Source organism: Sphingomonas elodea ATCC 31461 (genome assembly GCF_000226955.1).
Lineage (GTDB): Bacteria > Pseudomonadota > Alphaproteobacteria > Sphingomonadales > Sphingomonadaceae > Sphingomonas > Sphingomonas elodea.
Map to the genome: position 1 here is coordinate 32,116 of NZ_AGFU01000018.1, position 13,664 is coordinate 45,779.

Here is a 13,664-nt window from a genome sequence, read left to right on the forward strand (position 1 = left end):
CGAATGCGAACACTATCGCCGAACGGCGTGCGCGAAAACGCGATTCTGCGCGGAATCAGACGAAGCTGTAGGGATCCACATCCACCGCCACCCGCACCCTTGCACTCCAGCTCAGCGCCCCCAGCCAGTCGCGGATCGCGTCCTGCACCGCGAAGCCGCGCTTGGCGTGGACGAGCAGGCGAAAGCGGTGCCGTCCGCGCAGCATGGCGAGCGGGGCGGGGGCGGGGCCATAGACGTGCATCTCCGCCGTGTCGGGTGCCGATCGCCCGATCATCCGCGCGGTTTCCTCCGCCGCCGCCTTGTCCTCGGAGGAAACGATGATCGCGGCATAGCGGCCGAAGGGTGGGGCATCGGCTTCGCGGCGCGCCTCGGTCTCGGCGGCGTAAAAGGCCTCGGCGTCACCCGAAACCAGCGCCTGCATCACCCGTGCCTCCGGCGCATGGGTCTGGAGGAACACCGTGCCCGGCTTCTCGCCGCGCCCGGCCCGTCCCGACACCTGCATGATCTGCTGGAAGGTGCGTTCGGACGCGCGCAGGTCGCCGCCGTCGAGCCCGAGATCGGCATCGACCACGCCGACCAGCGTGAGGTTGGGGAAGTGATAGCCCTTGGTGACGAGCTGGGTGCCGACGACGATGTCGATCGCGCCATGCTCCATCCGCGACACGAACTCGGCCGCCTTGGCCGGGGACCAGAGCGTGTCCGAGGTGACGATCGCGGTGCGCGCCTCGGGCCACAGCGCCGCCACCTCGTCGGCGATGCGCTCGACGCCGGGGCCGCATGCGACCAGCGTGTCGTCGGACTTGCACTCGGGGCACATGCTCGGCGTCGGCATGGTGTGGCCGCAATGGTGGCAGGACAGGCGGTGGAGCAGCCGGTGCTCGACCATCCACGCGGTGCAGTTCGGGCACTGGAAGCGGTGGCCACAGTGGCGGCACAGGGTGAGCGGCGCATAGCCGCGCCGGTTCAGGAACAGCAGCGACTGTTCCCCGCGCTTGAGCGTCTCGTCGATCGCCGCGACCAGCCGGGGCGCCAGCCAGCGGCCGCGCTCGGGCGGTTCGCGGATCAGGTCGATCGGCTCGATCTTCGGCAGTTCGGCGGCGCCGTAGCGACCGGGGAGCTTCAGTTCGGCATAGCGGCCCATCTCCACCTGGTGCCGCGTCTCGATCGCCGGCGTGGCGGAGGCGAGGACGACCGGGCAGCGCTCGAACATGCCGCGCATCACCGCCACGTCGCGGGCGTGATAGTGCACGCCGTCTTCCTGCTTGAAGCTGGTCTCGTGCGCCTCGTCGACCACGATCAGGCCGAGCTTGGGATAGGGCAGGAACAAGGCCGAGCGCGCGCCCACCGTCACCATCGCCTCGCCGCTGGCGATCGCCCGCCAGGCGCGGCGGCGCTCGGAGCTGCGCAGGCCCGAATGCCAGGCGACCGGCTCGCAGCCGAAGCGGCCGGCGAAGCGGGTGAGGAAGGGTTCGGTCAGCGCGATCTCGGGGAGCAGCACCAGCGTCTGCTTGCCGGCTTCCAGCGCGGCGGCGACGGCCTCGAAATAGGTCTCGGTCTTGCCCGATCCGGTGACGCCGTCGAGCAGGAAGGGCTGGAAGGCGGCTTCGTCCACCGCCGTGTGCAGCGCGCTTGCCACCGCCGCCTGGGCAGGATTCAGGTGCGGCGGCGCGAAGGCCGGGTCGGGCAGCGGATAGGGTGCCTGCGTGTCGACCGTTACCGCCTCGATCGCGCCCGCCTTCACCAGTCCGCGGATCACCGCGTCGGAGACCTCGGCAATGGCGGCGAGTTCGCGGACCAGCCCCTGGCGCTCGCCGATCCGCTCCAGCGCCTGGGCGCGTTGCGGGGTGAGGCGATCGGGCAGCTGGCCGGTTGCGCGATATTCGGTGATCGTCGGCGCCGCCTCGAACGCCGCCGAAGTGCGCAGCGCCATCGCCAGCACCGCCGAAGCGGGCGCGAGATAATAGTCCGCCGTCCACTCGACCAACCGGCGCACCGGCGCGGGAATCGGGGGCGCGTCTGCCACGGCGAGGATCGCGCGCAGCCGATTGTCGCCGATCTCCTCGGTCGGCAGGCGCTCGGCTTCCCAGACGACGCCGGCGAACTGGCGCGGGCCGATCGGCACGATCACGATGCTGCCGGGCGCGACCTCCATGCCCGGCGGCACGCGATAGTCGAGCGGCCCCAGAGCCGGATGGAGGACGAGAATGCGCGCGCGGGCCATGATCGGCCCCTCATATGGGCATTCTCAGCGGAACGGGAATCTCTTATTGCCGGTTCGTCGCCCGAGGAGATCCGCCGATGCTCATGCTCGCCCTGCTGCTCGCCCAGACCGTGCCTGCCCAGGCGACCACCGCCTGTAAGGCGCCGGACGCCAGCCTGCCCGCCGCGCTGGCCGGCTGGACCACCCCCGGGGACACACTCGCCACCGACAGGGCGGTATCGCTGGATACGGTGGACGGCGCGACGCTGAAGGGTCTGCCCGCCCGCACCCGGTCGGGGCGGGTGGCGAGCCTCGAGTTCCGCGTTGTTCGCGCCGGCACCTATGGCATCGCCCTCGACCAGCCCGGCTGGATCGACGTGCTGCCGGGGGCGGAAGGCGGCGCGGCGCTCGCATCGGTCGCCCACGGCCACGGCCCGGATTGTTCCACGATCCGCAAGATCGTGCGCTTTCAGCTGGCGGCGGGGACATATCGGGCATTTGCGAGCGGGCTCCGGCAGGACAAGGCCAAGTTGATGCTGGTGGCCCAGTAACATTCCACTTGTGACGAAGGTGGAACGAATATAGAACGGCGACTCGCTGGACAGGGGAGTCTGCGATGCTGATTTTGGCTGCTGGACTGATGCTGACGGTGCCGCCGTGCACCGATCTTCCGCGGAATCTGTCGGGCTGGGAGCATACCGCCGGCGGGCTCGATACCCGCCATGCTACGCTGGTGGTGGCGAGGAACGGCGCAGCGGAAACACGGGTCACGATTCGCAAGGCCGGGACGTTCGGCATCGCCGCCGACCAGCCGGGCTGGATCGATGTGGCGCGCGGGACGGGCAAGCCGCTGCGCGTGGCGTTGCGCGGCCCCGGCGTCGCCTGCGCGAAGATCGAGAAGATCGTTTATTACCAGCTGCAACCCGGCACCTACCGCGTGACGATGGGCAAGCTGCAAGCGCCGCAGGTCAAGCTGATGCTGGTCTATGGCGCGCGCGCAAGGGGGTTTGCCCGGAGGGCCCGCGTCGGCTAGGCGGACGGCGAAATCCTACCGGAAGGTTCCGCTGCCATGAAGTTCTTTGCCGACACTGCCATCATCGACGACATTCGCGACCTCGCGGACGCGGGTCTGCTCGACGGCGTCACCACCAATCCGTCGCTGATCGCCAAGTCGGGCCGCAACTTCCTCGAAGTGGTGGCGGAGATCTGCGCGATCGTCGAGGGCCCGGTGTCGGCCGAGGTCGTCGCGCTCGATTACGAAGGCATGATGCGCGAGGCGGAAATCGTTCGCAAAATCGCGGACAACGTCACGGTCAAGCTGCCGCTGACCATCGACGGCCTCAAGGCGTGCAAGGCACTGACCGACGACGGGACGATGACCAACGTCACGCTCTGTTTCTCGGCCAACCAGGCGCTGTTGGCGGCCAAGGCGGGTGCGACCTTCATCTCGCCTTTTGTCGGCCGGCACGATGATATCGGCTTCGACGGCATGGACCTGATCGAAGACATTCGTCTGATCTACGACAATTACGATTTCGCGACCGAGATCCTGGTCGCGAGCGTTCGTCATCCGGTGCACGTGCTGCAGGCTGCCAAGATCGGTGCCGATGTGATGACCGCGCCGCCCTCGGTCATCAAGCAGCTCGTCAAGCACCCGCTGACCGACAAGGGGATCGAGGCGTTCATGGCCGATTGGGCCAAGACCGGCCAGACGATCGCCTGAGGCCTGTCCTTCATGTCCCCCTCCCGCCCGCGGGAGGGGCTAGGGGATGGTGTGGAGATGGATATGCCACGGGCTCGAATCTTCCCCTCTCCCGCCCCCTCCCCCACGCGGGAGGGGAGCGCAGGTGGCACGGGCAGGGCGCTCTCCAAGAGTCATTTGCTGCGATGACCGATCTCCCGCTGCCACGCCGCTTCGCAGAGCATCTCGGGCGCGACCGCCGGCGTTCCGCGCATACCATCCGCGCCTATGAGGCGACCGCGCTTCGGCTGCTCGGCTTTCTGCAAGGGCATTGGGGCGGTCCCGTCGACGAGGGCGCGCTCGTGCGGGTCAGCGCCGCCGACCTGCGCGCCTATCTCGCCCATCGCCGCGACCAGGGCCTGTCCAACACGTCCGCCGCGCGCGAGCTCTCCGCGGTTCGCGCCTTTCTGAAGTTCGCCGGTGGCGAGGATGCCCAGCTGCCGAGGCTGCGCGGCCCCAAGATCAAGCGGGGCCTGCCGCGCCCGATCGCGCCGCACGAGGCGGTGGCGCTCGCCGAATGGGCATCGGACGAGGCGAGCGAGCCCTGGATCGCCGCGCGCGACTGGGCGGTATTGCTGCTGCTCTACGGCGCGGGCCTGCGCATCGGCGAGGCGGTGGCGCTCACCGGCGCGGTACTGCCGCTGGGTGCCACCCTTCGTGTCACCGGCAAGCGCGACAAGACCCGCGACGTGCCGCTGCTGCCTGAGGTCCGCGCCGCGATCGAAGCCTATGTCGATGCCTGTCCCTGGGGCACCGGGCGCGATCTGCCGCTGTTCCGCGGCGCCAAGGGCGGGCCGCTCCCGCCCGGCGCGATCCGCAAGGCCGTGCGCTCGGCGAGGACCAGCCTCGGCCTGTCCGATCGCACCACGCCGCACGCGCTCCGGCACAGCTTTGCGACGCACCTGCTCGGCCGGGGCGCGGACCTGCGCGCGCTGCAGGAACTGCTGGGCCATGCGAGCCTCAGCTCGACCCAGGTGTATACGGCGGTGGATGCGGCGCATCTGCTGGACGTGTACCGCGCGGCGCATCCGCGGGCGTAATCGCCAACCCACCCGTGATCCCGGCGAAGGACGCGACGGAAACTGCATCCTTCGCCGGGATTGCGATGGTCGAAGCCGGCTGCCGCTCGCGGCCGGATCGCTGCTTACGCCTGGCGCGGCTTCCAGGTCAGCACGCGCCACAGATAGAAGACCAGCATCGCGATCACGCCGATGACGATCACCGGCGTCACGAACCGGTCGATCTCCGCCACCGCCGCGCCCAGGCCATAGCCCACGCCGACCAGCGCCGCATTCCACAGCGCACTGCCGGCCGCCGTGTACAGGCAGAAGCGCCAGAACGACATGTGCATCAGCCCGGCGGGCACCGAGATGATGGTGCGACCGAACGGCATGAAGCGGAACACGAAGATCGTCGGGCCGCCCCAGCGATCGAAATAGCCCTTGAACCGCTCGACATCGTGCCACTCCACGGTCAGCCAGCGGCCCCAGCGCGCGATGAAGGGCCGGAGCCGCTCGTAGCCGAGACGCCGGCCGATCTCCCACCAGAAGAGATTGCCGAGCACCGTGCCGAGCGTGCCGACCAGAACCAGCAGCGCAGGATCGAAATGTCCGCGCGCGGCGCCGATGCCCGCCATGCCCATAATCGCTTCGGAGGGTACCGGGGGCACCACATTCTCCAGCACCATGAGGAGGAAGATGCCCCAATAGCCCCAGCCGAGCAGCGTCGCCATCGCCCTAGACCCGGATCAGCCGCGCGCCGCCACGCGGGCCTCGATCGCATCCCATATCAGGCCCGCCGTGTCGGTGCCGTTGAACCGGTCGATCGCGACGATGCCCGTGGGCGAGGTGACGTTGATTTCGGTGAGCCATTGCCCGCCGATAACGTCGATACCGACGAAAAGGAGCCCGCGCTTCCTGAGTTCCGGCCCGAGCACCGCGCAGATTTCCTTCTCCCGCTCGGTCAGTTCGGTCTTCGCCGCCGAGCCGCCGACCGCGAGGTTGGAGCGGATCTCGCCTTCCCCCGGCAGCCGGTTGATCGCGCCCGCCACCGCGCCGTCGACCAGCACGATGCGCTTGTCGCCCTTGGCGATGTCCGGAAGGAAGGCCTGCACCATGTGCGGCTCGCGATAGGCGGTGTTGAACACCTCGATCAGCGAGGAGAGGTTGGCGCCGTCGCGACCGATCTTGAAGATCGCCTTGCCGCCATTGCCGTGCAGCGGCTTGACGACGATCTCGCCATGCTCGGCGAGGAACGCCTTGGCCTCGTCGACCGAGCGGGTGACGAGAGTCGGCGGCATGAACTGCGCGAAATCGAGCACCCACACCTTCTCGGGCGCGTTGCGGACCTGGGCGGGATCGTTCACCACCAGGGTGCGGTCGGCGATGCGCTCGAGCAGGTGGGTCGCGGTGATATAGCCGAGGTCGAAGGGCGGGTCCTGCCGCATCAGCACCACATCGGCTTCGTCGCCGAGATCGAGCTTCACCGGATCACCGAAGGTGAAATGGTTGCCCTCTACCCGCTGCACCGTCACCGGATGCGCCTTGGTCCAGACGCGGCCGGCGCTGTAGTTCAGGTCCTCCGGCGCATAGTGGAACAGCCGGTGGCCGCGCGCCTGGGCGGAGAGCATCAGCGCGAAGGTCGAATCGCCTGCGATGTTGATCGAATCGAGGGGGTCCATCTGCACGGCGACGGTGAGCGACATTCTGCCTCCTAGGTGTCTTGCCGGGCCAACTCACCCGATCCAGGCGTTCTCGATATGGCGAGGCAGTGCGCGCGGGGCAATGAGGATCACGTCGACACGGATATCGTCGCCCGGCCCCGCATAGCGCGGCATCAGCAGTTCGGCGGCCGCCGCGACGCGCGCGAGGCGGCGTTCGTCGATCGCGTAATCGAGCTCGGCGGCGGATTTGCGCGTCTTCACCTCGACAAAGGCCACCAGATTGCCGCGCCGCGCGACGATATCGACCTCGCCCGCCGCCGTGCGCACCCGCTGGTCGAGGATCCGCCAGCCGCGCAGCCACAGCCACCAGGCCGCGCGGCGCTCGCCGTCGCGGCCCCGGGCTTCGGCGGCCTGGCGCTTGGGGCTTTTCATCTCACCCCTTCAATTCCATCGCGCGGGCATAGAGCGCCTTGCGGTCCAGCCCCAGCTTCTTTGCGACTTCCCCTGCCGCCTTGGAGGCGGGCAGGCGGGTAAGTGCCTCCACCAGCGCCGCCTCGCCGTCCTCGAGCGTGGCGGGCGGCGCCTCGCCCGGCGGGCCGACGATGATCACGATCTCGCCCCGGGGCGGCGCCTCGGCATAGCGGGCGGCGAGGGTGGAAAGGGTGCCGGTCACGCACTCCTCGAACTTCTTGGTGATCTCGCGTGCGACGCCCGCCTCGCGGTCGCCCAGTCCTTCGGCCAGCGCCGAGAGGCAGGCAGAGAGGCGCGGGCCCGATTCGTAGAGCACCAGCGTCGCCTTGATCGCGGCGACTTCTGCGATGGCTTCCGCCCGGGCATGTGCCTTGCTCGGCAGGAAGCCGAGGAAGAAGAAGCGGTCGGTGGGCAGGCCCGCGAGCGTCAGTGCGGCGATGGCGGCGCAGGGGCCCGGAATCGTCACCACGGTGTGGCCGGCGGCGCGGGCGTCGCGGACCAGCTTGTAGCCGGGATCCGAGATCAGCGGGGTGCCCGCGTCCGACACCAGCGCCACCGCCTCGCTGCCCATCCGCGCGATCAGGCCCGGGCGGACGGCATCGGCATTATGATCGTGATAGGGCTGCATCGGTCGCTTCACCCCGATGTGGCGGAGCAGACCGGCGGTCACCCGGCTATCTTCCACTGCAACCACATCGGCTTGAGAGAGTATCATGCTGGCGCGCGGCGACAGGTCACCGAGATTGCCGATCGGAGTGGCGACGATATAGAGGCCGGGCGCAAGTGTAGGTTCCATTGGGGAGAGTCATGGCAGAGGGCAGCGGCAGATCGCAACCGGGACGCTTCGCGTTCCTTCGTTTGGCCGTTCCCGGTCTCACCCTGCTGGCCAGCGCGTGCGTGGCACCGCGCGGCGGTCCGCCTCCCGCGCCGCCTGCGCCGGTGGAGCGCCCGGCAGAGCGCCCGAGCACGCCGATCACGCAAGGGCTGCCGCAGGACGTCGCGCGCCACCGCGTCGCGCTGCTGGTGCCGCTCAGCGGGACCAATGCCGGGCTCGGCCGCTCGCTGCAGAACGCGACCCAGCTGGCGATCCTCGACACCAACACCGACGCGATCCGCATCACGAGCTACGATACCGCCGGACCCGGCGGCGCCGCGGCGGCGGCGGACCGCGCGATTGCCGAGGGGAACAAGCTGATCCTCGGTCCGCTGCTGGCCGAAGATGCCCGTGCGGTCGCCCCCGCCGCCCGCAAGGCGCGGGTGCCGGTACTCAGCTTCTCCAACGATGCGAGCGCGGCAGGCGGCGGCGTCTATCTGCTCGGCTATTCGCCGGCCCAGTCGATCGAGCGCGTGGTCGAATATGCCAAGGGCAACGGCATCACCCAGTTCGCCGGGCTGATACCCTCGGGCATCTACGGCCAGCGCAGCTCGACCGCGTTCCTCCGCGCGGTCGAAAGCGCCGGCGGCAAGGTGCTGGCGATGCAGAATTACGATGCGCGGCCGGGCTCGATGAACAGCGCGATCGCCAAGCTTTCGGGCGTGCCCTACCAAGCGATCCTGATCGCGGGCAGCGCGGGATCGGCGACGCTGGCGGTGCCGGCGATCCGCCGCTCGGCCGCCGGCAAGGCCGCGCGGGTGCTCGGCACCGAATTGTGGAATACCGATTCGGCCATCGCCAGCCGCCCGGTGCTCAACGGCTCCTGGTTCGCCAGCGTGCCCGACGGCGTGTACCGGCAATATGCGGTGAAGTATCGCAACCGCTTCGGCGCCGCGCCCTATCGCCTCTCGGCGCTCGGCTATGACGCGGTGCTGCTGACCGTACGGATCGCGCGCGAGTGGAAGAACAACAGCGACTTCCCGGCCGCGATGCTGGTCGACCATGATTTCGGCGGCGTCGACGGCGCCTTCCGCTTCGGCCGCGACGGCATCGCCGCACGCGCGCTGGAGGTGCAGGAAGTGCGCGACGGATCGATCGTGACGGTGTCGGCGGCGCCCGCCAGCGCGAACTGAGGCGTTACGCCACCAGCTCGCGCAGGATCGCCTCCAGCACGGGCATGCCGGTTTCGGTGATCCGCAGCCGGCTGCCGTCGTGTTCGGCGAGGCCGAGGCGCACCAGCCGGTCGAGCGCGGCGCCGTCAACGGGCGCGGTGCCGCCGCCCAGTTCCGCCACGCGGTCGAGATCGACGCCCTCGGCGATGCGCAGGCCCATCAGCAGCGCTTCGGTGGCGCGGTCGTACGGCGCGAGCACGTCCTCGCGCTCCATGCCGTGGCCGTTGCGGTCGAGCGCGGCCAGCCAGTTTTCCGGCTTCTTGTGGCGGAGCGTTGCCAGACCCCCGCGCCGGCCATGCGCGCCGGGGCCGATACCCGCATAGTCGCGGTAGCGCCAATAGGTGAGGTTGTGCCGGCTCTCGGCGCCGGGCCGGGCATGGTTCGAGATCTCGTAGGCGCGCAACCCCGCCGCCGCGGTGATCGCCCGCGTCGTCTCGAACAGGTCGGCGCCCAGATCGGCATCGGGAATGGTCAGCTGGCCCCTGGCCGCCAGCGTGGCGAATCGCGTGCCCGGTTCGATGGTGAGCTGGTAGAGCGAGAGATGCTCGGTGCCGAATCCGATCGCGCGGCGCAGCTCGGCTTCCCAGGTGTCCACCGACTGGCCGGGGCGGGCGTAGATCAGGTCGAAGCTTACCCGCCGGAAGGCCGCCTGCGCGGTGGCGAGCGCCGCCAGCCCTTCGTCGACGCCGTGCGCGCGGCCGAGGAAACGCAGCGCCTCATCGTCCAGCGCCTGCAGCCCCAGCGAGACGCGGTTGACGCCGGCCGCTGCGATATCGGCGAAGCGCTCGGCCTCGACCGAGGAGGGGTTGGCCTCCAGCGTGATCTCGAGGCCGTCCTCGAAGCCCCAGGCGCGCTCCGCCGCGTCCAGGATGGCCGCGACCGTGGCCGGCGGCATCAGCGAGGGCGTGCCGCCGCCGAAGAAGATCGAGCCGAGCCGCCGTCCCGGCAGCACCGCCGCCTCATGCGCAAGATCGGCCAGCAGCGCGTCGCGCCACCGGGCCTGGTCGACGCTTTCGCGGACATGGCTGTTGAAGTCGCAATAAGGGCATTTGGACACGCAGAACGGCCAATGCACATACAGTGCGAGCGGGGCGGATGGATCTGTCATGGGATGCAAAATGGAGCGGGTAGCGGGAATCGAACCCGCGTATTCAGCTTGGAAGGCTGCTGCACTACCATTGTGCTATACCCGCCCGCTGCGACAGCGCCTGCCACAAGCAGGGGCGTGCGGTCAACCGCCTGTGCCGCTGGCGGTTCCGGACGAAGGCACCGGCCGTGGCCCCGCACGCGTGACCTCCAGCTGAGAGTCGCCGCCGAGCGCGCGGTAGAGGTTCACGAGGTTGGTCGCCGCCGTAAGGCGCACCGTCACCAGCTGGCGCTGTGCCGAATAGAGCGAGCGCTGCGCGTCGAGGCTCTGCAGGAAGGTATCGATCCCGCCGCGATAGCGGGCGTTCGCCAGCGTGTAGGTGTCGGCGGCGGCATCAGCCTGGAGCTGGGTGGCGCGGAGCTGCGCATCGATCGTGCCGCGCGTGGCCAGCGCATTGGCGACGTCGCGGAAAGCGGTCTGCACCGCACGCTCGTAGCTGGCCACCGCCGCCTGTTGCTGCGCCTCGCTCAGCTGCACATTGGCACGCGCCGCGCCGGCCCGGAAGATGGGGTAGCTGGCAGTGGTGCCCGCCTGCCAGGTGAACGCATCGCCGTTGAACAGGCTGGTCAGCGCCGTGCTGGCGAAGCCGAGCACGCTGGTGAGGCTGATCCGCGGGAACAGTGCCGCCCGCGCCGCGCCGATCTGGGCATTGGCGGCGCGCAGCTGATACTCGGCCTGCACCACGTCGGGCCGGCGGAGCAGGATGCTCGAATCGAGCCCCGCGGGCACCGCCGCGATGCTGGGGGCCGCCTGTTCGATCGAGGCGGGCAGCAGCGATGGGTCGACCTCCGAACCCGCGAGCAGGCGCAGCGCGTTCACGTCCTGCGCCAGCGCGGTGGTCTGGCGCGCGACGTCGTTTTGTGCCGCCGCGAGGATCTGCTCGGCCTGGCGCAGGTCGGTCCGCGGTGCGACGCCGCCTTCCAGCCGCGCCCGGGTGAGCCGCACGCTATCCCCCGCGCTCTTCGCGGTCTGCTCGGCGACGGCGAGCAGGCTCGCGTCCGAGGCATAGTTGAGCCAGGCGGTGGCGATGTCGCCGACCAGCGTCAGGCGGGTCGCGCGCGCGCCGGCCTCGGTCGCGAAATAGCTGTTCTGCTGGGCGCGGGTGAGCGAGGCGAGGCGGCCGAACAGGTCCAGCTCGAAGCCGGTGATGCCGGCCTGCGTCGTGTAGTTGGTGCGCAGTCCGCCGCCGACATTTCCACCGGCATTTCCACCGGCATTCCCGCCCGCATTGCCGGCGCCGCCGCCGACATTGCCGATATTGTTCACATTGCCGCGCCGCTCGGTGATGCCCGCGCTGACATCAACCTCGGGGAACTGCGCGCCCCGCTGGATGCGGTACTGCGCCCGCGCGGCCGCGATGTTGGCCGCCGCCACCCGCAGGTCGCGATTGTTGGCGAGCGCCTGTTCGATCAGCGTCTGCAGCCGCGGATCGCGGAACACATCGCGCCAGGTGAGCGCGGGAAGCGTCGCCTCGCTGGTACGCAGATAGGCGTCGCCCACCGGCCAGCTGGGCGGCACGGGCGCCGCGGGACGGACGTCCTTCGGCGCCATCGAGCAGCCGGCGAGCGCTGCCGTCGAGAGGAGGAGCAGAACGCGCTTCATGCCTGGGCCTCCGGCCGGTTGCGGCGGCCACGGTTGCGCAGCGCGGCCAGCCCGTCGCGCACGCCGCGGCGGACGAGCACGAAGAACAGCGGGATATAGAAGATGGCGAGGATGGTCGCGGTCAGCATGCCGCCGATCACCGAGGTGCCGATCGCCACGCGGCTGTTGGCGCCCGCGCCGGTGGAGATCGCCAGCGGCAACACGCCGAAGATGAAGGCGAGGCTGGTCATCAGAATCGGGCGGAGGCGGATGCGGGCCGCTTCCAGCGCCGCCTCGATCACCCGCTTGCCCTCCTTCTCGGCTTGCTCGGCGAACTCGATCATCAGGATCGCGTTCTTGGCGGCCAGGCCCATGGTGGTGAGCAGGCCGATCTGCAGATAGACGTCGTTCTGCAGGCCGCGCAGCGTGACCGCGAAGATCGCACCGACCAGGCCCAGCGGGATGACCAGCAGCACCGCGATCGGGATCGACCAGCTTTCGTACAGCGCCGCCAGGCACAGGAACACGACGAGCAGCGACACGCCGTACAGGAGCGGCGCCTGGCCCGAGGAGAGCCGCTCCTGATAGGAGAGCCCCGCCCAGGCGACGCTGGTGCCGGGGATCTGCGCGGCAAGCTCGGCGATACGCTTCATCGCCTCGCCCGAGCTCTTGCCCGGCGCCGCCTGGCCGCTGAACTCGAACGACTGCACGCCGTTGAACCGCGCCATCGAGGTCGGCGCCGTCGCCCAGCTGGTGGTGGCGAAGGAGGTGAACGGCGCCATCTGGCCGTTGCTGCTGCGCACGAACCACTGGGCGAGATCGCTCGGTTCGGAGCGATACGGCGCATCGCCCTGCACATAGACGCGCTTCACCCGACCGCGATCGATGAAGTCGTTGACGTAGCGGCCGCCCCACGCGGTCGACAGCGTCGAGTTCACGTCGGTCTGGCTGAGCCCCAGCGTGGCGAGCTTCTGCTGGTCGAGATCGACCTTGAGCGTGGCGACGTCGGGCAGGTCGGTCAGGCGCACCGCCGTCAGCTCGGGATCGGCCATGGCGGCGGCGAGAAGCCTGTCGCGGGCGGCGAGGAACTGGTCGCGCGGCATCCCGCTGGAATTGAGCAGCTCCATGGTGAAGCCGGTCGATTGGCCGAGGCCGCGGATCGCCGGCGGCACCAGCGCGAAGACCTGCGCGTCGCGGAAGTTGCGGAACGCCCCCGAGGCGCGGGTGACGATGCCGTCGGCGCTGTTTTCCTTGCCCTTGCGATCGGACCAGTCGGCAAAGTTGAGGAAGCCCTGGCCGGTGTTCTGGCCCGCCGGGCCGCCGCCCCCGCCGCCGCCGGCGACCGAGAACATGACCGAGACGTTCTTGGCTTCCTTGGTGAGGAAGTATTTTTCGACCGCGAGCTGCACCTCCTTGGTGCGCGACATGGTAGCGCCGGCGGGCAGGCGGATCTGCAGCGAGGCCGCGCCCTGGTCCTCGGTCGGCAGGAAGCCGGTGGGCAGGCGCACGAACATCAGCACCAGCAGCGCGCAGACGACGAGGTAGAGCAGCAGGAAGATCCACTTGCGATCCACCACCGCCTGAACGCCGCGGACATAGCGATCGACGCCGCGGTCGAAGCCGTTGTTGAACCTGGTCTTGGCGCTGGTCAGCCCGCGCCCGATCCAGGGGAAGCGGCGGGCGAGCCAGCTTTCCTCGATGTCCTTTTCCTGGCTCTTCTGCTTGAGCAGCGTCGCGGTGAGCGCGGGGCTCAGCACCAGCGCGACCAGCACCGAAAGCACCATCGCCGAGACGATCGTCACCGAGAACTGGCGGT

At 69.6% G+C, this 13,664-nt stretch carries 13 protein-coding genes and 1 tRNA gene; 5 read left to right on the plus strand and 9 right to left on the minus strand.

The annotated features are described in order from the left end of the window. Positions 1-55: 55 nt before the first annotated feature. A complete protein-coding gene (locus KK7_RS0106760; protein WP_010543882.1) occupies positions 56-2,221 on the minus strand; it encodes a primosomal protein N' in 2,166 nt (721 codons plus the stop codon). Positions 2,222-2,298: 77 nt separating this feature from the next. Between KK7_RS0106760 and KK7_RS0106765 the strand changes: the two genes are divergently transcribed. The 4 genes from KK7_RS0106765 (at position 2,299) to KK7_RS0106780 (ending at position 4,981) form a co-directional block, all read left to right on the plus strand. After that, entirely contained in the window at positions 2,299-2,751 is a 453-nt protein-coding gene (locus tag KK7_RS0106765; protein ID WP_010543883.1) for a hypothetical protein, read from the plus strand. 65 nt (positions 2,752-2,816) lie between these two features. After that, entirely contained in the window at positions 2,817-3,233 is a 417-nt protein-coding gene (locus KK7_RS0106770) for a hypothetical protein (protein ID WP_010543884.1), read from the plus strand. Between the two features lie 36 nt (positions 3,234-3,269). Further along, positions 3,270-3,923, plus strand: coding sequence for a fructose-6-phosphate aldolase (fsa, locus tag KK7_RS0106775; protein WP_010543885.1), 654 nt, complete (start codon positions 3,270-3,272; stop codon positions 3,921-3,923). A gap of 164 nt (positions 3,924-4,087) precedes the next feature. Continuing rightward, positions 4,088-4,981, plus strand: coding sequence for a tyrosine recombinase XerC (locus KK7_RS0106780; protein WP_010543886.1), 894 nt, complete (start codon positions 4,088-4,090; stop codon positions 4,979-4,981). Between the two features lie 104 nt (positions 4,982-5,085). Here KK7_RS0106780 and KK7_RS0106785 read toward each other — a convergent pair whose 3' ends face one another. From KK7_RS0106785 to rsmI, 4 genes are read right to left on the minus strand one after another with little or no spacing between them, the layout of a single operon-like run. Next, a complete protein-coding gene (locus KK7_RS0106785) occupies positions 5,086-5,673 on the minus strand; it encodes a DedA family protein (RefSeq protein WP_010543887.1) in 588 nt (195 codons plus the stop codon). A gap of 15 nt (positions 5,674-5,688) precedes the next feature. Further along, positions 5,689-6,645: a glutathione synthase gene (gshB, locus tag KK7_RS0106790; RefSeq protein WP_010543888.1), complete on the minus strand. Its 957-nt coding sequence runs from the start codon at positions 6,643-6,645 to the stop codon at positions 5,689-5,691. 30 nt (positions 6,646-6,675) lie between these two features. After that, positions 6,676-7,035: a YraN family protein gene (locus KK7_RS0106795; protein ID WP_010543889.1), complete on the minus strand. Its 360-nt coding sequence runs from the start codon at positions 7,033-7,035 to the stop codon at positions 6,676-6,678. Position 7,036: 1 nt separating this feature from the next. Continuing rightward, positions 7,037-7,870 (minus strand): 16S rRNA (cytidine(1402)-2'-O)-methyltransferase, encoded by an 834-nt coding sequence (gene rsmI / locus KK7_RS0106800; protein ID WP_029622977.1) that lies wholly within the window; start codon positions 7,868-7,870, stop codon positions 7,037-7,039. Positions 7,871-7,881: 11 nt separating this feature from the next. Between rsmI and KK7_RS0106805 the strand changes: the two genes are divergently transcribed. Next, positions 7,882-9,081 carry a penicillin-binding protein activator gene (locus tag KK7_RS0106805; protein ID WP_010543891.1) on the plus strand — a complete coding sequence of 400 codons (1,200 nt, stop codon included), beginning with the start codon at positions 7,882-7,884 and terminating at the stop codon, positions 9,079-9,081. A gap of 4 nt (positions 9,082-9,085) precedes the next feature. Here KK7_RS0106805 and hemW read toward each other — a convergent pair whose 3' ends face one another. From hemW to KK7_RS20255, 4 genes are all read right to left on the minus strand, one after another. Further along, positions 9,086-10,228: a radical SAM family heme chaperone HemW gene (hemW, locus tag KK7_RS0106810; RefSeq protein WP_010543892.1), complete on the minus strand. Its 1,143-nt coding sequence runs from the start codon at positions 10,226-10,228 to the stop codon at positions 9,086-9,088. A gap of 11 nt (positions 10,229-10,239) precedes the next feature. Next, positions 10,240-10,313 (minus strand) — tRNA-Gly (locus KK7_RS0106815). A gap of 38 nt (positions 10,314-10,351) precedes the next feature. Then, positions 10,352-11,869 (minus strand): efflux transporter outer membrane subunit, encoded by a 1,518-nt coding sequence (locus tag KK7_RS0106820; RefSeq protein WP_010543893.1) that lies wholly within the window; start codon positions 11,867-11,869, stop codon positions 10,352-10,354. Next, a partial coding sequence (locus KK7_RS20255) for an efflux RND transporter permease subunit (protein WP_010543894.1) occupies positions 11,866-13,664 on the minus strand: 1,799 nt, incomplete at its 5' end. The genes KK7_RS20255 and KK7_RS0106820, both read right to left, overlap by 4 nt.

Excerpts from the sequence above, each read along its gene's own strand:
- gshB (WP_010543888.1), bottom strand. The coding sequence starts at position 6,645 with ATGTCGCTCACCGTCGCCGTGCAGATGGACCCCCTCGATTCGATCAAC.
- KK7_RS0106770 (WP_010543884.1), top strand. The coding sequence starts at position 2,817 with ATGCTGATTTTGGCTGCTGGACTGATGCTGACGGTGCCGCCGTGCACC.
- KK7_RS0106820 (WP_010543893.1), bottom strand. The coding sequence starts at position 11,869 with ATGAAGCGCGTTCTGCTCCTCCTCTCGACGGCAGCGCTCGCCGGCTGC.
- KK7_RS0106780 (WP_010543886.1), top strand. The coding sequence starts at position 4,088 with ATGACCGATCTCCCGCTGCCACGCCGCTTCGCAGAGCATCTCGGGCGC.
- KK7_RS0106805 (WP_010543891.1), top strand. The coding sequence starts at position 7,882 with ATGGCAGAGGGCAGCGGCAGATCGCAACCGGGACGCTTCGCGTTCCTT.
- hemW (WP_010543892.1), bottom strand. The coding sequence starts at position 10,228 with ATGACAGATCCATCCGCCCCGCTCGCACTGTATGTGCATTGGCCGTTC.
- KK7_RS0106765 (WP_010543883.1), top strand. The coding sequence starts at position 2,299 with ATGCTCATGCTCGCCCTGCTGCTCGCCCAGACCGTGCCTGCCCAGGCG.
- KK7_RS0106795 (WP_010543889.1), bottom strand. The coding sequence starts at position 7,035 with ATGAAAAGCCCCAAGCGCCAGGCCGCCGAAGCCCGGGGCCGCGACGGC.
- KK7_RS0106760 (WP_010543882.1), bottom strand. The coding sequence starts at position 2,221 with ATGGCCCGCGCGCGCATTCTCGTCCTCCATCCGGCTCTGGGGCCGCTC.
- fsa (WP_010543885.1), top strand. The coding sequence starts at position 3,270 with ATGAAGTTCTTTGCCGACACTGCCATCATCGACGACATTCGCGACCTC.
- rsmI (WP_029622977.1), bottom strand. The coding sequence starts at position 7,870 with ATGGAACCTACACTTGCGCCCGGCCTCTATATCGTCGCCACTCCGATC.
- KK7_RS0106785 (WP_010543887.1), bottom strand. The coding sequence starts at position 5,673 with ATGGCGACGCTGCTCGGCTGGGGCTATTGGGGCATCTTCCTCCTCATG.